This is a genomic window from Nitrococcus mobilis Nb-231, assembly GCF_000153205.1.
Classification (GTDB): domain Bacteria; phylum Pseudomonadota; class Gammaproteobacteria; order Nitrococcales; family Nitrococcaceae; genus Nitrococcus; species Nitrococcus mobilis.
The window spans coordinates 1680346-1706225 of the sequence record NZ_CH672427.1; the positions used below are offsets into that span (position 1 = coordinate 1680346).

General features: G+C 56.2%; 21 protein-coding genes and 1 pseudogene. 7 read left to right on the plus strand and 15 right to left on the minus strand.

All coding sequences use genetic code 11. The features are described 5' to 3' along the window. The first annotated feature begins 125 nt into the window (after positions 1-125). Entirely contained in the window at positions 126-1424 is a 1299-nt protein-coding gene (locus NB231_RS07790) for a VanZ family protein (RefSeq protein ID WP_040662047.1), read from the plus strand. Then, positions 1411-2613, plus strand: coding sequence for a GNAT family N-acetyltransferase (locus NB231_RS07795; protein ID WP_005001346.1), 1203 nt, complete (start codon positions 1411-1413; stop codon positions 2611-2613). Before NB231_RS07790 ends, NB231_RS07795 begins: the two co-directional genes overlap by 14 nt. Here the strand turns inward: NB231_RS07795 and NB231_RS07800 are convergent. The 12 genes from NB231_RS07800 to NB231_RS07850 all read right to left on the minus strand — a co-directional run bounded on the left by NB231_RS07800 (position 2608) and on the right by NB231_RS07850 (position 16920). Next, the gene (locus NB231_RS07800; protein WP_005001353.1) at positions 2608-4449 is read right to left on the minus strand and encodes an asparagine synthetase B family protein; all 1842 of its coding nucleotides are present in this window, start codon (positions 4447-4449) and stop codon (positions 2608-2610) included. The two genes, NB231_RS07795 and NB231_RS07800, sit on opposite strands and share 6 nt — an antisense overlap. Positions 4450-4568: 119 nt before the next feature. Continuing rightward, the gene (locus NB231_RS07805) at positions 4569-5624 is read right to left on the minus strand and encodes a phosphotransferase family protein (protein ID WP_005001355.1); all 1056 of its coding nucleotides are present in this window, start codon (positions 5622-5624) and stop codon (positions 4569-4571) included. Positions 5625-5687: 63 nt separating this feature from the next. Continuing rightward, a complete protein-coding gene (locus tag NB231_RS07810; RefSeq protein ID WP_005001358.1) occupies positions 5688-6395 on the minus strand; it encodes a class I SAM-dependent methyltransferase in 708 nt (235 codons plus the stop codon). Positions 6396-6792: 397 nt separating this feature from the next. Next, positions 6793-7524, minus strand: coding sequence for a class I SAM-dependent methyltransferase (locus NB231_RS07815; protein ID WP_005001361.1), 732 nt, complete (start codon positions 7522-7524; stop codon positions 6793-6795). A 32-nt stretch (positions 7525-7556) separates the two neighbouring features. Then, on the minus strand, positions 7557-8132 hold the full coding sequence (locus tag NB231_RS16760) for a hypothetical protein (protein WP_232210417.1): 576 nt from the start codon (positions 8130-8132) through the stop codon (positions 7557-7559). Next, a complete protein-coding gene (locus NB231_RS16765; RefSeq protein ID WP_232210418.1) occupies positions 8062-8580 on the minus strand; it encodes a hypothetical protein in 519 nt (172 codons plus the stop codon). Before NB231_RS16765 ends, NB231_RS16760 begins: the two co-directional genes overlap by 71 nt. Positions 8581-9411: 831 nt before the next feature. After that, positions 9412-10365: an IS5-like element ISNmo4 family transposase gene (locus NB231_RS07825; protein ID WP_004999668.1), complete on the minus strand. Its 954-nt coding sequence runs from the start codon at positions 10363-10365 to the stop codon at positions 9412-9414. 383 nt (positions 10366-10748) lie between these two features. Next, positions 10749-12101, minus strand: coding sequence for a putative O-glycosylation ligase, exosortase A system-associated (locus tag NB231_RS07830; RefSeq protein WP_005001369.1), 1353 nt, complete (start codon positions 12099-12101; stop codon positions 10749-10751). Next, positions 12088-13287, minus strand: coding sequence for a glycosyltransferase family 4 protein (locus tag NB231_RS16770; protein WP_005001371.1), 1200 nt, complete (start codon positions 13285-13287; stop codon positions 12088-12090). Before NB231_RS16770 ends, NB231_RS07830 begins: the two co-directional genes overlap by 14 nt. Before the next feature lie 25 nt (positions 13288-13312). Next, the gene (locus NB231_RS16775) at positions 13313-14227 is read right to left on the minus strand and encodes a glycosyltransferase family 2 protein (RefSeq protein ID WP_232210419.1); all 915 of its coding nucleotides are present in this window, start codon (positions 14225-14227) and stop codon (positions 13313-13315) included. Between the two features lie 36 nt (positions 14228-14263). Continuing rightward, entirely contained in the window at positions 14264-15703 is a 1440-nt protein-coding gene (locus tag NB231_RS07845; RefSeq protein ID WP_005001374.1) for a lipopolysaccharide biosynthesis protein, read from the minus strand. Positions 15704-15822: 119 nt separating this feature from the next. Then, positions 15823-16920, minus strand: a complete 1098-nt coding sequence (locus NB231_RS07850; RefSeq protein ID WP_005001375.1) for a glycosyltransferase family 4 protein — start codon at positions 16918-16920, stop codon at positions 15823-15825. 108 nt (positions 16921-17028) lie between these two features. On the opposite strand from NB231_RS07850, the gene NB231_RS16780 reads away from it, so the two are divergent. Both NB231_RS16780 and NB231_RS07860 read left to right on the plus strand, forming a co-directional pair. After that, positions 17029-17673 (plus strand): tetratricopeptide repeat protein, encoded by a 645-nt coding sequence (locus NB231_RS16780; protein ID WP_005001381.1) that lies wholly within the window; start codon positions 17029-17031, stop codon positions 17671-17673. Between the two features lie 444 nt (positions 17674-18117). After that, the gene (locus tag NB231_RS07860) at positions 18118-19302 is read left to right on the plus strand and encodes a CDP-glycerol glycerophosphotransferase family protein (protein WP_084766270.1); all 1185 of its coding nucleotides are present in this window, start codon (positions 18118-18120) and stop codon (positions 19300-19302) included. Between the two features lie 1214 nt (positions 19303-20516). Here NB231_RS07860 and NB231_RS07865 read toward each other — a convergent pair. Then, positions 20517-21470, minus strand: coding sequence for an IS5-like element ISNmo4 family transposase (locus NB231_RS07865; protein WP_005001383.1), 954 nt, complete (start codon positions 21468-21470; stop codon positions 20517-20519). A 52-nt stretch (positions 21471-21522) separates the two neighbouring features. Here NB231_RS07865 and NB231_RS20430 point away from each other — a divergent pair. Next, positions 21523-22447 (plus strand): annotated as a pseudogene (locus tag NB231_RS20430) (IS1595 family transposase). Between the two features lie 24 nt (positions 22448-22471). Here NB231_RS20430 and NB231_RS07885 read toward each other — a convergent pair. Then, positions 22472-23437, minus strand: coding sequence for a methyltransferase domain-containing protein (locus NB231_RS07885; protein ID WP_005001392.1), 966 nt, complete (start codon positions 23435-23437; stop codon positions 22472-22474). Between the two features lie 529 nt (positions 23438-23966). Continuing rightward, positions 23967-24434, minus strand: a complete 468-nt coding sequence (locus tag NB231_RS07890; RefSeq protein ID WP_005001396.1) for an adenylyltransferase/cytidyltransferase family protein — start codon at positions 24432-24434, stop codon at positions 23967-23969. Positions 24435-24886: 452 nt separating this feature from the next. Between NB231_RS07890 and NB231_RS16785 the strand changes: the two genes are divergently transcribed. Together NB231_RS16785 and NB231_RS19035 are read left to right on the plus strand one after the other, a co-directional pair. Continuing rightward, the gene (locus NB231_RS16785) at positions 24887-25264 is read left to right on the plus strand and encodes a hypothetical protein (RefSeq protein ID WP_005001400.1); all 378 of its coding nucleotides are present in this window, start codon (positions 24887-24889) and stop codon (positions 25262-25264) included. Further along, on the plus strand, positions 25236-25880 hold a 645-nt coding region (locus NB231_RS19035; protein WP_005001402.1), incomplete at its 3' end, for a transposase. The genes NB231_RS16785 and NB231_RS19035, both read left to right, overlap by 29 nt.

Here is a 25880-nt window from a genome sequence, read left to right on the forward strand (position 1 = left end):
TTGAATAGCGAACAAGCTGGGGGCGGTGCGCTTTACCCATCAAACCCAGCTGGCGCAACGAAGCCATTTTGTATATAGAATCACCAGCCCTCGACCACAACGCCGCTGGCACAGAGGAGCACCATTTGCATAACGATAAATCCCCCAAGCTAAGACTGCTATTCGCTAGCTATCTGATTCTTATTGTCTACGGGACGCTTTATCCACTCGCCGATTGGCGAATTCCAGCCACTGGCCCAGTGCAACTGCTGCTGGCACCACGCAATGATTACTCCCTCTCAGACATCGCGACCAATTACGTTATCTATATCCCCGCAGGCGCGCTATTCATGACCGTGCTACCGGGGCGCAGCCTAATTGGCCGCATTGCCGCCGCCATACTCCTGCTCGGTGGGCTGAGCCTGCTGCTGGAGATGCTCCAAACGTTGTTGCCCTCCCGCGTGTCGTCCATCACCGACACCATACTGAATACTGGCGGCGCGGCAACCGGCGCCCTTCTCGCCCCCTTTTTGCTAAAGCTATTGGCGCTCACTGGGCGAGTGCAACAAATCCGCCAAGCGCATCTGCGCAATGATGCCATAGCCCGGGCAGCCACCGCTGGGCTACTCTTGTGGCTGGCAGCGCAATGGAGTCCGTTCGTGCCCTATGTCGACCCATATGCCATGTGGGGCGCACTCGAGCCACTGCGCCAGGCTCTGAATGGAGCCGAACTCAACCCGCAGCGGATCGTCGAGCACACCCTGGAGCTAACGGCACTCGGCATGCTACTCAATGCCACTTTGCGCGACCCTTACACAACCGCCCCCTGGCTAGCCGCACTACTAGGGCTCGGCCTCGCCGGCAACACGCTCATCATTACCCAGCAGATCTATCCGGAACGGGTAATCGGAATAGCGGCCGCTATTGTTCTGACCGGAGTGTTACAGGGTCCGATGAACCGACGCCGCGCCGTAACCGGCCTGGTTCTGCTCGGATTGAGTATGCTCATCGGCAAGCTTTGGCCGCCATTTAGCAGCGGCGGAGCAACCTTCAACTGGATTCTGCTGAAAGGGCAGCTATTGCACCCACTGCTCGGCATCCGGGACCTGCTGGACGATATTTGGCCATTCTGTGCCTTAGCCGCATTTGCCGCCGGCGCGCTGCCGCGCCGCCTCGACTGGTTTACCTTCACTGTAGGTGGGTTACTTGTCGTAGGCTATGCGGGCAGCCTCGAATGGGCCCAGCAATGGCAGCCCCATCGCTATCCGGACATCACCGATATCCTAATGGCAGGCGCAGGTTGGACTATCGGGCACATCAGCGCAACCAGCCTCCGCTCGGCGTTGCCGCACAAACAGACCCGCACACCGAGACGAGCACTTGCCCGAATGCCACATGATAAGAAAACCACCGTTTCCGCATGCAATGTGAATGAAACAACCTGATTTAACTCGCAACGGCAGTGACGTCGCAACCGCCTCACCGGAACCAACCCCTGCGCAGGGCTTGGCCGTGACGTTGCTCACCCACGAGCGCGATTTCGCTGCTTTACGGACCGAGTGGAACCCACTCGCCGCAGCGCATCCGATCGCCAGCGCTTTTCTCCGCTACGAATGGGCCGATGCCGCCTGGCAGTGGCGGCGCCAGGACGCTACCTTGGCCTTGTTGACGGTGCGCGGCGGTAACGGCGAGCTGGTGGGGGTTGCGCCCTTGGTGCGAACCCAGGATCGAGAGATCGGCCTTTCCTTTCGCCGCCTGGAGCTGCTGAGCGTACCGGATAATCAATTTGCGGACATCCTCTTCGCCCCCGACCATCTTCCTGCGGTTGCCGGAGCCATTGCCGGCTGGCTAAGAGACAATCCCCAATATTGGGACCAGCTCACCCTGCGGCTGCTGCATAATGAATCCCCGACGGCGCAGACATTGTCCGACGCCCTGGAACAGATGGGGCTGCTCGTAGTGCGACAAACCAACACGGTGAACTATTCGATCGACCTGACCGGTACCTGGGAAAACTACTATCGCAGTCGCAGTCGGCGTCTCAAAAAAGGCAACAACCTGGTGGCGAACCGACTACATCGAGCAGGAGAGTTGCAGCTGACCTGCCTGAAAGGGAGGGAGATCGACGAGCAGACCGCCAACATCGTGCGCCACCTTTCGGCCGCCAGCTGGAAACAAGCCACCGGCACTACGCTCGATCAGCCCGGACCAAAAGCCTTCTTCGACCGCCTCTTTCAGTACGCCTGCCAGCAGGAATGGCTCTCCGTGTGGCTGCTCACACTCGACACCCTACCGGTAGCGGCTGAGTTGCAGCTCGAACACAAGGGTCTCGTGCACGGGCTGCGCTCGGATTTCCGCACGGACCTAGAAGCGCTCTCGCCCGGCACCTATCTTAATTGGAAGATCATAGAAGGCCTATTCGACCAAGGCCTGAAGGTTTATTTCCTAGGCCCCGGAGAGAACCCGTATAAGCGGCGCTGGACCGATACCGGAACCCCATTGACGCGGCTCGATGCCTGGAGCCCCGCTCTCCGTGGTCGGCTGCTAAGGGCCTTGCGGCAATGGCTGCGCCCCACCCTACGAAGCGCCCGTGACCACTTGCAGGACCTCTACCACCGAGCGCGCCGCTTATGAGGCTCCGGACGCCACGGACATACCGCCACGCTTGCTCCCGCGCTCCCGGGTTTGAAACCACTGCTCCAACATCATCAACGTCCACACCAATGTCCCATAATAAGCAGGATACGCGTGCAAGCGGTGCGACATGAGCTCGTCGAGAAACTGCGGACGCACGATGGCGCGGCTACGCAATGTCTCAAGACTGTCGCCCGCCAGCTCGCGGAGCGCCGGCTGCTGGGTCAGCCAAATGCCAAATGGCAGCCCGAAGCCGTGTTTTTGCTTGCCGATCACAGCACGCGGTAGAAAATCCTGCAGCGCGGCCTTGAAAAACGGGCGCAGTTTGGTGCGACTCACCTTCCAGGCCGCCGGCAGCCGCAGCGAGAGCGCGACGATATCATCATCGAGCAGAGGAAAGGCGGTGTCCACCCCCGCCAAAGCACAGGCACCGCGGACCTTGACCAGATCATCGTCGGCGAGAGTGAACTTGAGATCGCGTGCCAGCATGCGGTTGACCATGCTTTGCGCCTGAGCCGACCAATAGACCTCCCGAATCATCTCCAGCGGTCGGCCCGTATCGAGCTCGGCCAAAAAGTCCGGCTGCAGGATACGATCAAGCCCTATTCGTATAAGCAAGTTGTAGCTCTCAAGCCGCTCGGGCATGGGCAGTTGCGCCTGCTGCAGATAGCTACGCAATTTGCGCACCCCCGGCCAAGCCGGCAGCCGATGCCCGAGCGGCCACAATAGGTGCCGCTGCACGCCGCGCGGCAGGTGCTCCGGTAGAGTAAACACCCATTGCTTGGCGTAGCGAGCATTCCCGCCAAAGAGCTCATCGCCACCATCGCCGCCCAGCAAAATATCGATCCCGCTTTGCCGGGCCAATTTGGCGCAGTAATAGGCCGGAATAACGGAGGCGTTGCCGAAAGGCTGATCGTAACCGGCCGCGATGATGGGGATAGCGGCCACGACGTCCGCGGGCGTCACATAATATTGTTGGTGATCGGCATCGAAATGCCGAGCGGCCGTCTGGGCATAACCCGTCTCATCATAGCCTTCAGCGTCGAAGCCGATGGAGAAGGTGCGCGGCCGCTCACCGGTCACCTCTCGCAGCATTCCCGTTACGGTCGAGCTATCCGTACCGCCGCTGAGGAATGCGCCTATCGGTCGACCATCCAGCGAACGCTCTACGCCTGTGTACAGGCGGTTGCGGAACTCGGCGCGGGTTTCTGACCAGGAGAGGTTCGGATCCTCAGTGTACTGCGGCCGCCAGTAATTCCATATCGAGCCACCGTGTGCGTCGAATCGCAACCCCTGACCAGGTTGGAGCCGATGCATCTCGCGGTAAATGGTTCTCGGTGACGGCACGACATGGAAATAGAGGTAGTTCAGAATGGCCTGCGGATCGGGCCCGGCCTTGGCCGCCGAATGAGCAGTAAGCTTACCTAAGGCCGTAGCAACCAGAAGCCCACCGGCCGTCTCGGTATAGTAAAGCGGCCAGGTGCCAAGGCGATCGACCAGGGCCAGGCCGGTACCGCTACGCCGGTCAAGGAGGAGCAACGCATAGCTGCCGCGCAAATCACGGCAGGCCAGGTAACCGCTGCGGCGAAAAGCTGCCAAGAAACTCTCCAGTTCTTCCGTCGCAGAATATCCATCAGAGCCTCCGCATCGCACCCGGCCCACTCCGGCGACCGCGAAATCCTCACGCTCTAACCAGAAAGTCCCCGCGCCGGCCGCCGCCAGGCCATAAGCACCAATTGCCACGCTGCGGTCCGCCGCCGCGGCTAGCCACTGCGGTGCCAAGGCCCCATCCGAACCAGTAGCGCCCCCGAATTGCCCCCAAACCTCTGGCATCATTCCGATCTCCGTGCTTCCATACCGCTACCCAAATCGGGCCGGACAGAAAAAATGGGCCAACCGTTTCCCGCTTCGAGACGGAACGAGGCGCGTTACGCACCTGCCCAACGCGCGTTATCCTAGCAAGACTCGCGGGGTAAATGATGCTGGCGCGGAGTGCTCGTCGAGGCATTTCTAAGTTCCTGACATAGGAAGCGTGTCAACCGGCGAAAGCACCAATCACTGTACCAACCTTTGAGCCGCGGGCGCGGCCGCAGATTTCGCTCCATCCAAACGACCAGCACCGAGTTCAACCGGAGCCACGCCACCGCCTCGACCGGCAACATCTTTTCACGCTCGAAGTAGCCGCGCAGAAAGGCCGCGCTGAGACTGCGCACTTCCAGTGCAAGACGCAACCCTCGCAGGGGCGAAGCAATGAGCTCTAGGTGATTAAGAAAGGGGGCAAGGTCGCGCAGCACAACATTTTCGTGCTGCAGCGCAATATCAAATCCCAGCAAGCGTTCGCCGCAGACAATAAGGTTGTCCGATTTGAAATCGCCATGGAGCAACGCTCGCGGATAAGACCGCCGACCGATTAGGTTGGCCGTGACCTCCAGCAGATTGACTGCTTCCTGAACAAGCGGATCCTGGCGCACGGCCGGGCTCGCTGTGGCGAGCGCCTCATGTAGGCTGATAAGAATCGCATCGGTTACGAGCCTGCCAGGCTCTGCGGGCGCAAAATCATGGAAGAAGCGCAGCCAGCTCCCTGCAAGTGCTACAAGCTCTGGCCGTTTCATTCTGTGGGAGGAGTTAACCGGAGACGTGAGCATCTCGGAGAGCTGCACCCCCTCGATCCACTCGGTCACCAGAATGCCGCGATCGACGAGCAGAGGATAGGGCCTGGGCACACCGAGACGGCTATTCCCGGCAAAATACCCGCACATACGCGACAATGTTTCCAGCTCCTGAGCCGCGGTAACGGGACAAGGCCGGTGCTGAACCGGATCCAGGCAGACCTTCAGCGCCAGGCTGGGGCCACGTGCCCCGAGTGCGGCCTTAAACAGCCACGAGTTCTCCTGGCAGCGCAGCGGGCCGGCAACCGTGCAGCTCGATAGCCCCGCTAGCTCGGGACTCCGGGGTTCAAGGCGAAGGGCCTTGGTCAGCTCCGCCGCCGTCGGGACATTGTCAGCTTGCATCGCGCAACCTAATTCGAGCAAAACCGAATGGCACTGCTGTAACCGGCCTACCCCGCACCAGGATCAACGCGCCACCGACACTACCGTTATCGCCTCACTGATCAGCGGCAGCACTCTATGGCGGCGGATCTCCTGCAAACCGGCGCCCGCAAGCAATTGCTCCAGCTCGGCCTGCGTCAGCGGATAAGCCGCCGGGGCCACATGGCCGAAAACGCGCTTCACAGATCGGCGCAGCTGCTGATACCAGGTGCTGTAGGACTGAGTGAATACAACTCTGCCTTGGGTAGCCTTGGCGACGCCCGCAAGAAACTCCACCTGCCCCGAGAGCGGGAAATGCATCAGCACACGAGCGCACAGAGCCGCATCATAGCGCTCACCCAATTCCGCCAACCGGCGGGCATCCCATACAAAAGTCCGGAATCGCTCGCCAAACCGAGAGAGCTTGCGGCGGGCCACTTCGAGCATCGCCGGTGAGACATCCACCCCCACGACGCGATGGCCCTGCTCAAGCAGAACCTCCGCGTGCCGGCCCGTGCCACACGGCACATCCACAATCAGAGAATCGTCCGGAAGTCCGGAAAAAGCACGTCGGATGTTCCATTTTTCCAGCGCATCGAAAACCCTACCTGAGACGCTGGCAAAACGTTCACGATCGTAACGCTCAGCAACCTCGACATCCTTGTAATGCTCGACAGGGTTCCAATCGATCCGCGGGGCAGTCCCGGTTTCATTGGATGATTCCAGACTCTTGAGCTCGTGTTCCCCCTGCATCCCATCTCCCTTGCTCTTGCTGCTGTTCAGGTAGAATATCTGTCTCCCACGAGTTTAGCCTCTCATTAGGGAAACCCTGATCAATTACCATCTCGTCATTCCGGCGAAAGCCAGAATCCAGTAAATTCAAGAGCCTGCACACCGAGCCCGGATCGGCATCCGGGGCAGGCTTTGCCGGTGTGACGAATAAATCAAACGCTTCCTAGGAAGCCCACTCCAGGCCAATTACGCCTGCCCCGCCCACAATAAAATGTCGTCCGGTAAAAGCTCAAACAGCGGAATTGTAGCAACCAATCTGCAAATCGTTCGCCCAAATTTTTCGCTACCGGAACGCTCGTGCAATCCCGGACGTAGCCGCCACATGAGGAAAACCTGGAGCAAGCGATAACAACAGGGACTAACAGGGCTTCCGGGCACGGATCAAAAATGCATGGCTGAGCACCCGAGCAAAGCCAGGCATTCTCCCCAAGCGCATCCACTCACTCAGCCTCTGCAGACGCTGGAACCTTTGTGGGAATATGGGTACCCAGTGTATCCGGGCCTGGGTGCAGCCCGCGGCAAGCAAGAGGTGGCGCAGGCGAGCGGCACTTTCATAGCGCACCCGCAACGGCTGTTGCCGCACTCTGCCAATCAGCGCTTCGCCGGCGTGCAGCAGGCAGCCCCGGTTCAGTCCGTCGATCCAGATCTCTCCTGCTGGCCTCGTCACGCGAACGAGCTCGCCGATCAGCGCCTCGCATCCCGCCAGTGCCTGAGTCACACCAAAGCACAGAACACTGCCGAAGACAGCCGATCGAAACGGCAACCGGCGAACATCGCCCGCAAGCCAAGCAAGCGTGCTGCCCGGTGTCATATGCTTGGCCTTTTTAAGGCTCGGCACGGAGTAATCGAGCCCGTAAACACGCTCTGCGCCTTGTCTGTAGAGCGCCCTAACGTAGGTCCCGGCTCCACAGCCAGCATCGAGCCACTCTCCGTCTGTCGTACCGAGTAATGCCTCGAAGGCTCGCAGGCGCGTCGCCAAGCCGCTGGCGCTCCAGCCAGCAATCAGCGCATCCGAATCGTAACTCTCGCCGAAGCGTTCGAACCGCGACCGCCAGCGTAGCTCGAACTCATTGGGCACCTCCTGCGGCATCCGATTGATCCTCGCCATGGTTGGCCAGCAACTTATCTGGCACTATCTGGGCGTGGGCTCGGTCGCCCACCTGGCGACGGCCAGCGGGCGATGCCAAGTTGCCAGCCCGGATTCTCGCCCGAGCCGGTATAGGCTCCGACGAAACCCGCCCAACGGGCCCACCCATTAAAGTCCTTATCGGCATCCTCATACTCGATCAGCGCACCGATAGGAATATCAGCCACCTCTAAACGCCCGGAACGCGGATAGAGATCAAGCACACCGATGCGTGCGAGTGGCGCATTCAGATACTTTTCCGCATCCGCCAACTTGCCAGTGATATTCCACGCCCTCATGCCACCATGGATCGGCCTACGGGCAAACACAGCGTTGGCCGCCACCCATTGGCGGTCCTCCGGGCGCGTATCCCAGATCCCGATCCCAAGATCGGACGCAACGACGGTATTATGGAAGATATCCACTGTTTCCGGACGCCTCCCTTCATGCGGCATGATATTGATCGCCCGTCCGACACCTTCGGTGTTGACGAAAAGATTATTATAAAGGGCAATACGGCCGGCGCCCTGAAATAATGCTTCGGCGGGGTTCTGATAGGAAAAAGTTACCATAGACAAGATAACGATCGAAGCGACCTGCACCCTCAGTAGGCTGGCCACCAATAAATACATTGGGCCGCGTCGCTCCCACCTGACTCTGACTACCAACCTTGCTAAAAACATTGTAGCTTATCACTGTAGTCTCAGGTTGGATCGGTATTACTCCGGCCGTCGGTCGCTCTTTCTGGCGTTTGATCTCGATGTTGTAGCCGATCGTATCTTGAATGAGATTGCCTTCGATCATGCCCCCAACGAACGGCGCCGAACCGTCCGAATTTCCAAAATACATGCCGGTACCCGCTCCATCGATGCGATTGTTGCGAATAATCCAGCCCCAAGCCGGACATTTGGTTGAGACCCCCACATCTTGCTGATCGGCGTCGTGGTGGATGATACTGAGATTCTCAAGGGTTATGTGGTGGGCGTAAGCCGCAGTTCCCTCCGCCTTGACGGCATCCACCGGCAGTTCCCGTCCATCTAGGAGCAAATTGCGGAGTGTGATATAGCTCGAGTCTTCGATGCTCACCGTGTTACGCGCACGATAGCCGACCAAAAACCGCGGGAGCACCTTTTCTCGGCCCGGAAATTTCGATCCGCTGGCCGGCACGACCGTTGACTCCATGCAGTGGAAACCCTCCGTAGTACGTGCCGGCAGCGAGCGCTAACGTATCGCCCGGCCTGAGGAGGCGAAGCTTGGAGAGGTAGGTCTGAGAATTACCGTTGATCGTTGCGGCACATGCCAGTGAAGAGAAGGTAAGCTTGACAAAAAACAAGAGATACATAGCTGGACGAAAGAATTCCCAAAACATCAGCCTACCCTAACGACAGGAGGCAAAAATCAAGCGGATTTTGAAACCGTACATAGTGTACATAGTAGGGCCGCGGTTCTTTGCTAGCGATTGGTAGGATAATATGGTTCCCGCAAGCACATGGCACTGAATCATTCATCGAGCAGGTTCAAGCTAGTAGGGGGCCCTAACTTAAATTCGCAGTAACTTCTCATTAAGTCCGGGCAAGAAGACATTGAAGAGAGTGGTTCGTTGCTTACCATCAACAATAAGCACTTGATAATTTTGCATTTAATGCACGACCGTAATCTTACCTCCGCCACCCCGCACACATTACGCCCGGACTTAAGGAACGTCTGAGCTATTCGAGCTGAAGTCAAACGCATTCGTCTCTGACGAGAGGAAGGGTAAAAATGCTCGGTTTCCCGCCGCCGAGTGCTGATTTACGGGGCCGTTTGGCGCCGCTGAACCCCTTTTCGGAGCAAGCAGGCGGAGTTTGCCTGTCAGCTCGTCATCAGTTGCCTCCTCACCAGATACAGATTCGTCAGGCCGATCAGCGTGAACACCTGTGCGGCGTTCTTGGCAAGCCCCTTGTAGCGCACCTTGGTGTAACCGAATTGGCGCTTGATCACCCGGAAAATGTGCTCCACCCGGGCACGGACCGAGGAGCGCTTGCGGTTGGTGCGCTTGTTCGCACCGGTGAGTTTGTGCTTGGAGCTTGCCTTCAAGGACACGCCCCAGTAGACACCCGCCCGGCGCGCCGCGCGCTTAAGGGTGTTATCGACGTAGCCCTTATCACCAAAGACCGCGCGGTCGTCCTCGCGCAGCAGGCGCGGCAATTGGCTGATGTCCGAGGCGTTGGCTGCAGTCACCGAAACCGTGTGAGCAAGGCCGCTGTTGACATCGGCCCCCACGTGGATCTTCATGCCGAAATACCACTGATTGCCCTTCCGCGTCTGGTGCATCTGCGGGTCGCGCCGGCGCGCCTTGTTCTTCGTCGAGGCCGGAGCGTGCACAATCGTGGCATCGACCATAGTGCCGCCCTTGAGCAGCGCCCCGCGCTCGGCGAGCACGTCGTGGATTACGTTCATCATCTGGGCAGTCAGGCCGTGGCGCTCCAGCAGGCGGCGAAACTTCAAAATCGTGGTCTCGTCGGGCAGCGCGTCGTCGATGAGCTCAAGCCCGGCGAAGCGGCGCATCGACTCGATCTCATAGAGCGCATCCTCCATCGCCGGGTCGGAGAGCGCGTACCACTGCTGCATGAAATAAATACGCAGCATCGACTCAAGCGGCATCGGCGGGCGGCCACGCCGGCCCGCCTTGGGGTAGTGCGGCTCAATGAGCGCCACCAGTTTTGCCCAAGGCACCACCTGCTCCATCTCGGCGAGAAACTTCTCCCGGCGCGTGCGCCGCTTCTTGGCCGCAAAACTCATCGAAGCAAAGGTGGTTTGTTTCATCGGTTCCGCCTGGGTCGGTGGCAATGCCGCAATTATACTGGCGTGGCCGGGAATAGTTCAGAGTCTCCTTAATGAGAAGTTACAATTCGCAGATACAACATTGGGTGCACAGAGGCACAGGTATCCACTTCTGAGCGTTTGGCATCCATATGCTTTCAACTCATCAGCCTTCTGTCGCGAGAGAACAATGGGCGATGATGGTGTCCCTTGCCGGCCTCACCCAGGCTGCGCCTCGCGCATCCGTTGGGTCCTCTCTATCCGGCATGGTTGCCTCAATTGTCATCTCGACAATGATGTCACGGGTGGGCGTCAGCCACCGTACACTCGCTTTGCAGCGTTTACGGCACACTTCCCCCCATTGCGCGCCAACGCGCGTACAGTCGCTACCAACCCCGCACGGTATCTATCGACCGATCATCCTCATTATCGCCGCTTAACAACGGTTTTGCCTTATCGCGAACGACGGAAACTTCATTCGCCGTCTGTGCAGATGCATCGCGTGACAAAATGGCGCTCAGCGCAACCACCATGTAGAAAAGGTCGAAATAGGCGAGACTCAGGAAAGCCCCAGACACCATATAAGGAATTAGCGAATACTGTAGCGCGCGAGCATAAACGCCAATCCAAGATAACTCAGGATGATTTTCGAATCGCGCTAAGCTGCGTAATCGGAAGAATGTAAAGAATAGAAGCAGTATAAACAGACTAAACCCAGGGACACCCAGCCCTCCCAGGACCTGTAAATAGATGCTATGCGCAGCGCGGGCTTTGTTATCCCAGTCACCCAGAAACGACGCGTAACTCAACCAGGTTGCACTGTCGCCTGCAAAATCAAAGCTCATTCCCGCACCGAGTAACGGGCGAGCCTTTGCGATGTTAATCGCGACGCTCCAGGCCTGTATGCGCTGCATGGCGGAATTGTCTTCCTTATAGTGCAGCGTACTCTCCTGGCGGTCATACCATTCGGATGGAATGAAATCCTTAGCAGCAAAAACCACCACCGCTGCCAACAGGCCGATGACGAATATACGTCCTTTGTAGCGCCAAAATATCGCAAGCATAAGCGCTATAAGCCCCAGAAAGGCACCGCGCGAATAAGTAAATAATATAGCAACAATCGAAAAATAAAAAATAGAATAAAGCGCCCACTTTATGTACTTATGATGCTCCTGCCTTGCCGATATTAAGGCCAACGGCAGCACCATGCACAACGCCAGCCCCAGAGAATTATTATCCGCTATAAAGGAGCTCTCAGGACCTAGCACACGATGATGACCTCCCGTTAAAATAGAAAATAAACCGCCCTTAAAACCAAAGAATCCCAGCGAAAAAACAATAACCAATAAAAGCCAACGGGTCCGGTACTGACCATAGATCAGCATGGGTGTAATGAACGTAAAAAGCAGAATCTTGCTGACCTTGTCCCATTGCGCCCACGATACCTCGGGATACCACGCGGTTATGGTCGTGATGGTTACATCCACCGCGAACAGCGCCAAAATTACCATCTCGCGGGTCCATGGAACGCGCTTGCGGTCCGGCGCCAAAAGCAGGGCCGCTAACGTGCTGATGGCAACAGCCTGGGCCAAAGGAAGATGCTGAGCATACCATGTCATCTTATGCGGGTTCATAAGCCCAAGCCAAGTCCAAGCCAAAATACCGAACCAAGGCCGGACGAACGCCAGCGGAACCGCGGCAATAACCGCTGTAATAATCAAGATGTCACGTAACGGCATGCCGTACCTTGTGTGTCGGATACCGGCACAGCCTCATCATCAGATTCTCCAACTGCAAGGCTTTAGTCCGCCAAGTGTAATGCTCAAGTATGGTTTGCCTCGCGGCTAAGCCAATGCGCCGGCGCTGCGGCTCATTCCGGATGAGTTCCACCACCGCAGCTGCAAGCGCGCCCGCGCCTTTGCGGATGACAACGTTTTTGCCGTCCCCCACTTCAAGGCCACCCGTGGCGAGCGGACTCGCCACTACGGCCTTCCCCATGGACCACGCCTGCAGAACCTTGTTCTTGATCCCAGCCCCCCTGCGCATGGGACAGACAAACAAAGCGGCCGCGTCCAGATACGGCCGCACGTCATCAACAAAGCCGGTTACCCTAACGCGGTCGCTCTTCAGGTTTCGGACTTCAGCCACGGGGTCACGGCCGACGATGGTCAAAGTGACATCCGGGAGGACCTCGCGGACGCGCGGCAGAATCTCCGTTGCTAAAAACATCGCAGCATCGATATTTGGCAAAAAGCTCATCGAGCCTTCAAAAACTATACAGCGGGCATCCTCGCTGCCGCCAAGAGGCCGGAAGTACTCCGAGTCCACACCGTTTTGAATGACTTCGACTGGTGTCTTTCGGCACACACGATGAAAGACCGATGCGTCACGTTCGGAAACAAATAACGCGCAGTCAGCGGGCGCGAAAAACCTACGCTCAAAAGTGACGTTATGTAGCACTCGTTTAAAACTGATTAGTGCACTGTGGATATCCGCAGAGGCACGAAGTGCATTCCAATTCTCCAACACGCCATCATCGACCGCATCGCAAAGGAAAGGTAAATTTTTCTCACGCGGCAAATTTATAACGGTATCCCAACCCGACATCCAAAGGAGATCGTAAACGCCCGACCGGAGCCGTGCATGGATCTCCCTGGCCATCTCGTTGCTCGGTACAGCCATGCGCTCCGGGTCGAGCGGATGGAACACTCGGCACCAAAAGGATTCAGAGGAGGCTATCGGCCGCGGAGTCCACCAGATATCGCGGAAAAGACCCCGCAGTGGCTCCGGCGGTGGCCGATCACCATAGCAGACAAGATCGAACTCGTGCCTATCTCGAAGCTCACGGACATAGTGATAGATGCGCAGGTTTTGCCCATTATGGAGCGGATAAGGGAAGCGATCGCAGTTGAGCAGAACACGCATTATGCACTCCCTGCAATAATGTCGGTCAGGTTTCCCCTGTCGGGTTCGGTGCAAGTAGGGCGGCGAGCAAGCCGCGGGCCGCGCGCCGGGACGGGTTCAAGGCCAAGCTACTGATGTAGGACTGGCACGCTTGTAGCCGAGCGCCACGACACCTTGCGCAATAACCAATGCCTCGATACAGTTCGGAGCGCCTCCTGCGCAGAGCCCTTCGTTGGGATCCGGTGAGTGCTCCCCGCCTGCGGGAAAAGGAGGCCAGCATCATATTGGTAGAGGTCAATACGCGATCTTGATCGCTTCCCAGACTTCCCAGTGTATCCCGTTTGTCGACCAAAATTCGATTCTTAGCGGCGACCTTGCCTTCTCGGGCTAGGCTTAGCCAAAGGTCCATATCTTCCGCAATCGAAAATCGCTCGTCGAAGCCGCCCAGCCGACGTACAGAAGCCGTGCGCACAACAGCTGTACTTGTGCTCACGAACAGCGATCGGCAAAGGGCTTCAAAAGCGTTATCCCAAACAAGAATGTCCGCGCTTATTCGGCGCGCCATAGCGACTCCGTCACGGTGCTGTTCAAACCCACTGGTCACCTTAACGCCATCTCGCGACTTCATGAAATCACAGCAGACGATCTCCACATCATCGTCCACCGTGAACAGGTTCAGCATTCCATCAAGTCGACCCGAAAGCCAGCGATCATCCGCATCTAGAAAGACAATGAATTCACCGTGACTTGCCTCGATACCGATGTTTCTGGCCCGGGCTGCCCCGCCATTTCGGGCCCGGATTAGGCGAATATCAGGAAAGGATTTCGCAACGACGGCTGTGTCATCGGTTGAGCCATCATCGACAACGATCACCTCCAGTGGATTCGAAGCGTGCTGGATGCTTTTTAGCGCATCGTCCAGCGTAACGGCCGCGTTGTACGCGGGGATGACAACAGACACCAAAGGGGGTCGCTTCATTGCAACTACTTTTCCCTGTCAGCGCGCGCGTCCGGCTTCCCGCATTCGCCGCGGCAAATACCTCCGCCCGCTTATTACCAGCTGCAGCAAAGCTGCACGCTCCTCCGGCCGTAGAAACACCACCCAAAGCAACAGCGCATACCCACCCCCCCAGATGATGCCCAACAGTAACACGCCGAAATACGAGTGTACGTGGAGCGCCCACTTCGACAAGCTTTCCGCCAGCAAGGCAGCGACCGCGAACAAAGCTAACCCAGTATAATAGTCGCCAAGAAACCGGCGCACGGAAACGTGGGCCAGCCGGCAGAATATGAGGGGGCGGATAATCATCCTGGGAACGACACCAGCAACGAGCACACCGACGGCAACCCCTTGAATGCCGAACGCGAGCGCCCCAGCAGCGCCCAAAGCGACAACAAGTAGTGCCTCCGAGAGAGAGAGCCACACGAGCCGGTCGTGAGTGCCCGTACCGTAGAAGTAGGCCACCGTGGGCATCTGTGCGCTTCCCGCAACGCTCCCAACGACCAAAACGATCAACAGCCAATAGCTTTCGTCGAATGCAGGACCCAGCCAGATATGGAGAAACGGCCGCCCCATACCGATGACCGCCACGCCGAGCACCCCCGCAAGTACAACACTGAGCCGATTGGCCCCAAGTACTAATTCCGCCGCCGTCGAAAGCTCTCCCCTCCCCTCTAATCGACTGATGGAGGGTGTCAGCACACCACCGATCTTCGTGACAATCTCCGCCAGGTAATTTGCCATGCTGGCGGCAATGCTGAATATAGGCACCTGCCCGGCAGACAGGAGTGAGCCGATAAGCAGCGGGGGCGCACTTTCCTTTGCACGTACACTCAGTTGGTTGATGAGCGTAAAGCCGCCATAGCGCCACATTTCGAGCCAGGTACGCCAGCGGACGGAAGAGAAGCGAAATGGCATACGTCCATAAACAAACAACGTCGAAAACACCATCAGCCCGATCAACAGCAGCTGATAGGTCAGCTCGATCCAGGCGAGAGTCAATAGCGATGACGCTCCGGAGACCAGCAACAAGATCAATGCGACTTTGACCACCGTACCGGCCATATTGACGGTATTGGATAGGTCGATCCGTTCGCGGGCGTAGAGCAGACCGCGGAAAAAGCTTGTCGGGAGGTTCAGCGCTGCGACTGCTGAAAGGACAACCACCACTGCACTCAACGAAGGCGACACCTGCTGGAATATTCCTTTCCGGACCAAAATGGCGGCCACGACACCTATCGTCAAAATGACCGCCCCCCCCATACTGAAGTAAAGCAACCCAGCGGTGGCGTTCTCCCGCACGCCGTCCTCGTCGCCCGCTGCCTCATACCGTGAGACAAAACGAATCACTGCAGACCGGAACCCCAGATCAAGGAGACCGGAGAATGCGGCCGCGCTCTGGAGCATTACCCAAATGCCATAAGCTTGCGTGCCCATCGCGCCGATGATGTGAGGAGTAACCAAAAGCAGCCCGACAAGGGTTGTCCCGTATGCTAGCCACGACGAACCCACGTTGCGGGCAAGAACCCCGGCTCCACTCCGCCCTTCGTTACCGCTCATGGAAGCACGGCCAGGCAGATCTGATCCAAACGCGACATGTTGCGCTCCACGTCGAACAGTCGCTCAGCGCGCTGCCGTCCCTGCGCGCCGAGCGAAACGCGCAACATGGGGTCCCCCGCAAGTCGAGCCATCCGCCGAGCCAGTTCGTCCTGGTTACCCGGCTCATGGAACAAAGCGGACTCATCCTCCACTACGATCTCCCGCGGACCCGGAAGGTCCGGTGCTATCACCGCAAGCCCCGCAGCCATACCTTCCACGAGGGACGTACCAAAAGGCTCTTTCAAGGCGGGATGCACCAAAAAATCGGCGGCTTTCAACACGGCGGCAACATCATCCGTGAATCCGAGAAAGTGCACGTGTTCTTCCAGTCCAAGAGTCCTTCGCAGCCGCAGCAGCGTGTTCTTGTAGACATCGCCCGCAGGGTCGAGCGTGCTGTCCCCCGCGATAACCAGCTGCAAATGCGGTATTTCGCTCAAAGCCGCCGCCATGGCCGGAAGGAGTGTTTCGAAACCCTTCTGCGGAATCAGCCGGGCAACTGTAGCCGCCACAACGGCGCCGTCAGGTATACTCAACTTTTGACGAAGCCCCTGCCCGCCAGTCATCGGCTGCCGCTCGCGCAGCGGAACCCCATTGTAAATGGTCGTAACCATGTCGGCGCGCACACCCTCTCGAACCATAGCCGCCGCCTCATACTGAGTCGTTGCCACGACACGCGTCACATGTTTATTGATGAACTGGACGGCCCGACTCAGCTCGTCCTGATTAAGCCCGCTCCATGGAACGAAGGTGTCCGCGCGCGCTCGCCACACGATCGGCAGACCGTAATGCGCCGCCACCGCACCGCTGGTGCTCAAGTCCCGGAAAGTATTACATACGAGGACTGCATCTCTCGTTCGCTTCAGCACGTTGCGCACATTCCGGCGGCCAAGCATTGCGCCGAGGCGATACTTAAAAAGCCCTGCGCTGCGGTGCCACCCGGCGTGGACAGTGGTGAAACCCTCACTTTCCAGTTCCCACTGCATCTTCCCTCCCTGCATCAGCAGCACTATGATCTGGTTGCGTGGGATCTGCGTTCGGCGCAGATGCTCAAGCATGCGAAGCTCACCACCGCCCAGATCTCCGTACCATGAGCTATAGACGAGGCGGACGTGACCCTCAGATAACGCAGCTATACCGACCATAATTTTCGGAGGTTCTCAGTGATGTCCCACCGGGCGACCCGGACCCGAAGCGTTTGGTGCTGGCGGGCGACCCTCGCACTGGCGGCAGTTCTCACTGTCATCCAGCCAGAGCCAGGGTTTAGCGCTGATAATCCCGTACGCACCTACCATGACCATGGAGTCTACGATTACTACGCGCCTGCCAGCTATCCCCCACGTCTAATAAAAAACGTCCTCGGCTACCACATCAAGCCGGCCGAGGAGGGCCTGAAAGCGGGCAACTGGACCAAGGCCGAGGGTAATATCGGCTTCATACTAAATTACTTCCCCAATCACCCGGAGGGCCTAAAGCTAGCCCTAGCATATGCTGCGAAAAGTGGCCACGATAGATTTGCGTTGGACCGAATTAAGAAGGCACTGGATATTAACCCCAAGATAGCTTGGACGCATCTCGTCTACGGGGTATACCTCCACCGCCACAACGACTTGGCGGCTGCTGAGCGAGAATACCGCAAAGCCACGGAACTCGATACCGACCTTGCGGACGCATACTACAATCTTGGTCTGCTCCTAGTGGACGCCGGCAACATCGCGGATGCAAAAAAAGCCGCGCAAAAGGCATACAATTTAGGTTACCCTTTACCTGGTCTTCGCCTCAAGCTCCAAAAGGCCAAAAAGTCGGAATAGCGCTGAAAGCGCCGCAGCCCGCGGATTGAAGTTAACACTCTCAGACCGCAGCATCGCGCCCCGAGGGCAAAACGAATGATTACATCCGGATTGCGAACCCCTTGTACCTTCACTTGCTCAAGATCAGAAAGTGAAGGGCTGCCATCGATTTGAATAAAGGAAAAAGCAAATGGACATAACAGAGAGCCAGGCTTTTTCAGACAAGGTAATAAAGAACTTTTATTCCAAACGATAGAAGCAGCTCTTCCGTGTCCTATTACAGAAACGAGCATTTCGTGCCTACTGTATCGAAACACTAAAACCCGGAACTCATTCCATAACTGAGATGCTATCTACTTACAGAACTTGCCACGAAGGCAGCCAAAATAGTTGCACTCTGCGTCACCACTTTTCGCCCCTACCCATCGAAAAAGGCTGCAAGATATATTACTGGAAGGCTCTGCAATGTCACGAATAAGAACCGCCATAAGGACTCTAGACGACGCAGCCCATTCCATTAGGCGTCGAGCGACGCGTAAACGGAAGATATTATTCCACGGTCACAATGACATGAACTACAATATGTTCATGCCGCTTCACAAAAAAATATTACGGGATTCTCATACAGATGTTTTTTTCTTGTTCACAAACGAAATCACCAAAAAAAATGAACATAAATCTGAGTTCCCTCTCAACAATACCAAGCAGCACATAGAATCGGATAAGATAATTTCCGCTGAAAAAGCCAAGTATATGAAGTGGGATGCAATATTAGATTCAGATTTACACACACCATGGTTTTATAGAAATGCGACTTTTATACAAATATTTCATGGGGTAGCAGCAAAGGCGGTCACCCTAGAAAACGGGACCGTAGTTAATTATAATTATCACCCAAACCTAAGAAATTATGATGTCTGTTTTTTTGCTAATAAAACTTTTTTATGCCGGACTAAAGACTTAAACCTATGGAAAAACAGCGATAGCGGAGAGTTGATTGGGCTATGCTGTTTAGACAATATGATCAAAAAAAATAACCAACAATCAATAAATTATGTAAAAAATATACTTGTTCCAGAAAGGTTTAGGTCAAAACAAATTATCCTTTACGCCCCAAGCTGGGGAAATCATAATTCCCTTGTTCGCAAAGGTGAGGAAATCCTAGCAGCATTAGCGCAAAAGGACATATTCGTCATCGTCAAACCGCATCCGAATTTTGTTTTTGATAGCACAAATAGAACAGAAATAAGCTTGAAGAAACTGCTGGAAAGATTATTTAAGGACAGAAATTATTCTCTTATAACAGATTCTCCCTACGACGCTGCACTTATCTCCGATGCGCTAATTTCTGATTTCGGCTCGCTCGCGCTAGAGTACACCCTATTACGAAAGCCAATCTTTCTTTTCCAAGGCACTGATCAATTGAGCCACATTGCAGACCTAGATCAGTTCAACATGTTCCTCAAATGTAGCTATCCATTTCACGAAAATAAAGCAATTGATAAAAAATTATTTACAATCGCCCCCCTTAGCAAAGAACAGCGTTTATTTATGGAGGAGTTTGAAGAGGCCTATTTTGCGAATGTCGGCCGAGCAACAGACGCTGCGTTTAATGCCTTGGTGCGTCGCGATATTATATGTAGGAAATAGAGTAACTAAAAAACAGGGACGGCTTTCAACAAAGATTAATATTAATACAAATTGTAGATTACCGCAAACACGGAAGCAATAACGACCTTCCCGGGATAGAGAAATAAGCAACCTTTTTCTGACAATGAAAAGTGTTTTTAGTTGTTCATATTATTAGCGGCTACTGGATTAAAAACGGAGTATAGAAGGCACTTACTAGCTCTTGACTCGTTGTACTCCGTACAGTAACTAGCCCCATTGCAGTCGTGGTGCCGATCTCAATATATTCGATCTGCTTAGGTCACTGAAAAATTTCATCTATCACGGCTCGGCATCCTGTGTTTTCGACTACCGCTTCCAGCCATTCGCGATCCAACCGCCCTAACGCGTCGACCTTTTTCTCAACTCTGAACGGGTGAGAGCGATTGGCAGCGAGAGTGCTTGCAGGAATACCCAGAAAGCGCTCAATCTATATCAGACTCTTTCCAATCTACTCGGTTTTCACCACGAAAAATCTTGATGACGGCACGACGTTCAATACCTCTGCATTCCGCGTCGCCCAATAACTTAAATAACCGCTAACAGAATAAAGCCCCGAATATTCGTTCGTAATCAACTTTTTTTCTGGATTCGGCACAAGATCATCTCGGTAGTCTATATTGCGACCAAACAGCCAAATACTGCCAGCCGCCACTGGCCTATTGATTTGGTGATTGATGATCGAACTGAGGAATGAGTAACAATCTCTACTAAGGAATACGTTGAAAGAGCCACGCCAGGATACCTCATAACGTATTGTTGCCACGTAAAATTATGGCAGATCGATATGTGGCTATTTCAACAACCGCCTTAGTAGTTATCAGGATGAACTTTCCCTTTGGATATAACCGACAAAACGGCTCCAGGAAATAACTTACAACTCCTGATGACTCCATTTCCAAGTAAAAACGGAGGGCTCAATATGGATTCCGGACGGTTGGTGGAGGCTGGCTCATCCAGGGGAGAGGAAGCTACACTTTCGCGTTTTTTGGCCGGAGCTGAGCGAGACGATACCGGGCCACGATCAACCTCCAGAACCTAAGGAACGTCTGAACTATTCGAGCTGAAGTCAAACGCATTCGTCTCTGACGAGAGGAAGGGTAAAAATGCTCGGTTTCCCGCCGCCGAGTGCTGATTTACGGGGCCGTTTGGCGCCGCTGAACCCCTTTTCGGAGCAAGCAGGCGGAGTTTGCCTGTCAGCTCGTCATCAGTTGCCTCCTCACCAGATACAGATTCGTCAGGCCGATCAGCGTGAACACCTGTGCGGCGTTCTTGGCAAGCCCCTTGTAGCGCACCTTGGTGTAACCGAATTGGCGCTTGATCACCCGGAAAATGTGCTCCACCCGGGCACGGACCGAGGAGCGCTTGCGGTTGGTGCGCTTGTTCACACCGGTGAGTTTGTGCTTGGAGCTTGCCTTCAAGGATACGCCCCAGTAGACACCCGCCCGGCGCGCCGCGCGCTTAAGGGTGTTATCGACGTAGCCTTTATCACCAAAGACCGCGCGGTCGTCCTCGCGCAGCAGGCGCGGCAATTGGCTGATGTCCGAGGCGTTGGCTGCAGTCACCGAAACCGTGTGAGCAAGGCCGCTGTTGACATCGGCCCCCACGTGGATCTTCATGCCGAAATACCACTGATTGCCCTTCCGCGTCTGGTGCATCTGCGGGTCGCGCCGGCGCGCCTTGTTCTTCGTCGAGGCCGGAGCGTGCACAATCGTGGCATCGACCATAGTGCCGCCCTTGAGCAGCGCCCCGCGCTCGGCGAGCACGTCGTGGATTACGTTCATCATCTGGGCAGTCAGGCCGTGGCGCTCCAGCAGGCGGCGAAACTTCAAAATCGTGGTCTCGTCGGGCAGCGCGTCGTCGATGAGCTCAAGCCCGGCGAAGCGGCGCATCGACTCGATCTCATAGAGCGCATCCTCCATCGCCGGGTCGGAGAGCGCGTACCACTGCTGCATGAAATAAATACGCAGCATCGACTCAAGCGGCATCGGCGGGCGGCCACGCCGGCCCGCCTTGGGGTAGTGCGGCTCAATGAGCGCCACCAGTTTTGCCCAAGGCACCACCTGCTCCATCTCGGCGAGAAACTTCTCCCGGCGCGTGCGCCGCTTCTTGGCCGCAAAACTCATCGAAGCAAAGGTGGTTTGTTTCATCGGTTCCGCCTGGGTCGGTGGCAATGCCGCAATTATACTGGCGTGGCCGGGAATAGTTCAGAGTCTCCTAATTGATGCTACCAAGTGCTACGAGACGGTGCGCGAGTTGCGCTGGCCCGAGGGCGTGCGCTGCCCCCACTGTGACTCGGCGCAACTCATCAAACAAGGCTGGGATACGACCCAGCCGGCGCGGTAGAAATACCGTTGCAAGGGCTGCGATCGGTACGTTGACGATCTGACCGGAACGGTTTTTGCCGGCCATCATCAGCCTTTGCGGGTGTGGATTTTGTGCTTGTATTTCATGGGCTTGAACCTGTCCAACCAACAGATTGCCCAGGAGTTGGGGTTGAACAAGGACGACGTGCACGCCATGACCCGTCAGCTGCGCCAGGGCGTCGTTGCGCGTAAACCCGAGCCGAACTTGTCTGGGGAGGTCGAATGCGACGAAGTGTACGTCGTGGCGGGCCACAAAGGTCACCCCGAGGCGGCCAAAAAAAGGCCGTAAAGGTCGCCGACGCCGACTCAAGGGCGCACGCGGACGAGGGACACTGGCGAGTGAGAAGCCGCCGATCTTGGGGATGCTCCAGCACGACGGCGAGGTGGTCATCCACTTGCTGGAGAATGTTCAGCGGGCCACGATCGCCCCGCTGCTACGGGCCGCCATCGAACCCGGCACCCAGATCTACACCGACGAGTATGACATCTACAACCGGCTGACTGATTGGGGCTATGCGCACCGCACGGTCTGCCATAGCCACGGTGAGTATGCGCGCGATGAGGACGGCGATGGGTTTCATGAGATCCACGTCAATACGATCGAGGGCTTTTGGTCACTGCTGCGCTCCTGGCTACGTCCCCATCGGGGTATCTCCCAGGAGGGGTTGCCTTTGTATCTGGGCTTCTTCAAGTTCGTGCACAACGCCCGGATTCGCGGCAAAGGGCTCCTCCAGCCTCTCTTGGGACTCCTGCTGACGTAGCTGACCAGAATCCATATTGAGCCATCAAGAATAGAAAACAGGAAAAAACCGGCGATTGAATTCGAATTCAAAGCGCGCGGTTGCTTTTTTGTTCTTATTGTGAATCACCGCTACGATGCGTTTTCCAGGATCGCTGCGTTGACATTCCTGGCTTTCAAAATAAGCGAACCGCGGTGAGAATTCATGGCGCCCTAGCAGGGTTCGAAGATTGTCTTCGGTGTAGAAGCTGCAATGGTCCTGAAAAAAAGGATAGTGCCACCACTGGAGCAACTCCTGACCGAATTCGTGCTTCGCCTTGAAATACGGGTCAGTCGGACGCGGATACCACAAGCTCGTGGTTCCGAGGAGTACCCCATCGTCCGCGACATGCTCAAGCAACCACGAGAAAGCTTTGTTCACATCTCGCCAGTCGTAATGCTCCCATACTTCGACGGCGACAATGACATCGAACTTCATGTTCATTTCGCGAAAATAGTTAGGCTGCGAAGCGATGTTTATTATCCTATCACCGTACTCGATGTCGTCGGCCACATCCGCCCCCCAGGCGTTGAATCGCCGGTTTGCTTGTAGGTACTGAACAGCCGCGCAGTGCCCAACGGCATAGACAAGCACACTTGCGTCCGCCGGAAGATCGCAGAGCTTGGCACCCAGGTCCACAAGATCAACTTCGCGTTGGTACCGTCGCCCTGTTTTGTCATCCTTGTACGGTGTATCAGAAAAGTAGTCCGCACGCGAACCGCGATCCTCGTTTGTGAAAAGAAAATCGCAACTGGAGCAAGAATAGAGCTTTTTTCGAATGAAATGTTCACCTATCCCGAACACCCCATCGCTACTCTCGACAAAGTCGCGTGGCGTCACACAGATCGGACAATGGAAGTCCTTAAGATCAGCCCCGCTATTTGTGGTTACCGAACGTTCCTCCTCGCTCAGAGTCGACCACGGCTTGACTTTTTCGTAGCCGTCGCGCAGGTATGAGATGTAGCGGATCATGCCTTTCGCCCATTCGGTCCCCAGAAGGCACAAGCTAAATTCGAGAGATCTCCGTACCATCCGGGCAGGGGTAATCTTCCGGGACATGAAACACACCTCCTTCCATTCTAGAGTCATGCCACCTCTGGACGAAGCTTCCCCTACGGACCGTCAACCTCCAGGTATCGGCGGGAGACGTTCTACCACTTTCGTCTCATGTGGTGGCCTGCGCTTTCCTCACGTTCACCAACTCTGCATGCAGGTGATCATGCACTGCCGAGATCATTGCAATTCTTTAGCAGGATCGTCTTAACCTCGTCCGGGCGGCTAATGAGTTCGAACCTGGGTGGGAGGCGGGGCGCCCGCAACCACCCGAGCAAGTTACCCTCACCCCGACGCCGGAATTACCACTAGGGCCGATAATGTCCTCAACAATTTACAGGGCAGCAATCACACCAATGCCCGCTCGACCCATCAATCGCGGCTAAGATGCATTAAGAAAAAATGGCCGTGACCGTCGGAAAAGACAATTAACACATTCCTCCAGCCGCTACTCCAGGTCCTTTTGCAGCTGCTCAAGCACTGATAAAGCCGCTTTGAACTCGTCAGGAGAGACGCTGACGAGTTTTTTTAGCGAACTCTTCAACCTTGTTGTTGAAATATCCTGCGTCCTATCCAGATAAACGACCTCGCAAAATCTCTTTAGCTCATCGAACTGCCCCTCCCAGTCCTTACCCATGATAAGGGTATCTACGTGATGCTTATTGACGTCTTCCACTTTTTGTTCCCAGCTCATTTCTGGTATAACAATGTCGACGCATCGGATACTTTTCACAATTTCAGCTCTCTGCTCGTAGGGAATTAGCACCTTTTTCCCTTTAACTGAATTAAATTCATCTGTCGACACTGCCACTATGAGCTTATCACCGTATTCCTTGGCGCGTTCAAACAGCCGTAAATGCCCAATATGAAACAGATCGAACGTTCCATAAGTGATTACAATTTTTCCTTTCCCCATAAGAACTCCCTTTGAAATCAACAATCTCGCCTACGGCTGGCATATCCGGAGCACCGGTGCGCATACCTTGCCACGCCTCTAGCCTAAGGGCGCGGGCATCACGCACACAGTGGCATCACGAGCCAAAATACCTGTACAGCATTGCGACACGGTTACGCAGCGGTCAACGGCATTCGAAGATGAACCAGCAATTCCCGGTGATTGTCATAAGCATTTTATAATCAGTAGATATATCTTGAATCCGTGATGAGACGGTCGGGTTGGTTCTCAAATAACTGATTACTCAGTAAAATAGCGCCTGTCATCGATCACCCAGATGGTGAACTCATGGAGCCGGCCCATTTTCGTATTCGCCAGACCCAGCAGCTGATCACCGGCCAAACCGGACTGGTGCTCGCCGGCCAGGCGCTGGCGCGCTTCACGCCCTCCAGCAACTGGACCCCAAGTTTCCGGTGCGCGCCACGGCGCTGCCAACGAGCGATCTGGTCAAAAGCTACCTGAGGTTGCTTTGCCAAGGCAAGAGCGATTTCGAGGCGATCGAGGCTTACCGCGGAGAACCCTTCTTTCGCACGGCGCTGGGGCTGCGTGATGTGCCCTCGGCAGCGCGGCTGCGTCAGCGTCTCGATGCGCTCGCCTATGCCGAGGCGCTGGAGGCGATCGATGAGTTGTCCGAGCGGTTGCTTGCCCATGCGAAGGCGCTGGGCACGGGGCACGTGCCGCTCGATATCGATGTGTTCGTCATGGACAACTCGGCAATCTGCAAGGAAGGCGTCTCGCTCACCTACGCCGGGGTCGACGGCTATGCGCCGATCGGGGGCCTACCTCGGTAACGAGGGCTGGTGTATCGGCTTGGAGCTGCGCGAGGGGCGCTGCCACAGCGCTCAGGGAACCGATGAAGTGCTCGCGCGGGTGCTCCCGCGGGCAGGGCGGCTTACCGATGCCGCGCTGCTGGTGCGCATGGACAGCGACTTTGACTCGGGCAAGCTCTTTGGCGCCATCGCCGAGGCCTCGGCCGAGCGTCAACGGGGCGGCGGCGCACCGATCGAGGTGCTGATCAAATGGAACCCGCGAGGCGGCGGGGCCGAAACGATCATCGAGCGCGCGCTCGGCGATATCACGCTCGTCTGGCGCCATCCGCGCGAGGGCAAACGCACGGCGGTGTTCGAGGATACGCTGGAGCGCCGGGGCCATAACGGCACAGTGATCCGGCTGCGCCGTGTGCTCGCACTCACCGAGCGCACCATCGATCGCCACGGCCAGCACCTGATCACGGCGAAGTATGATCTCGCCGACTTTCTCACCACGCTCGACGCCAAGACCGTCGATGCCGAGACGATCATCGCGCTCTATTGCGATCACGGCACTCACGAACAATTCCACTCCGAACTCAAGACCGATCTCGATCTCGAGCGCCTGCCCTCGGGGAAGTTTGCCAACAACGATCTC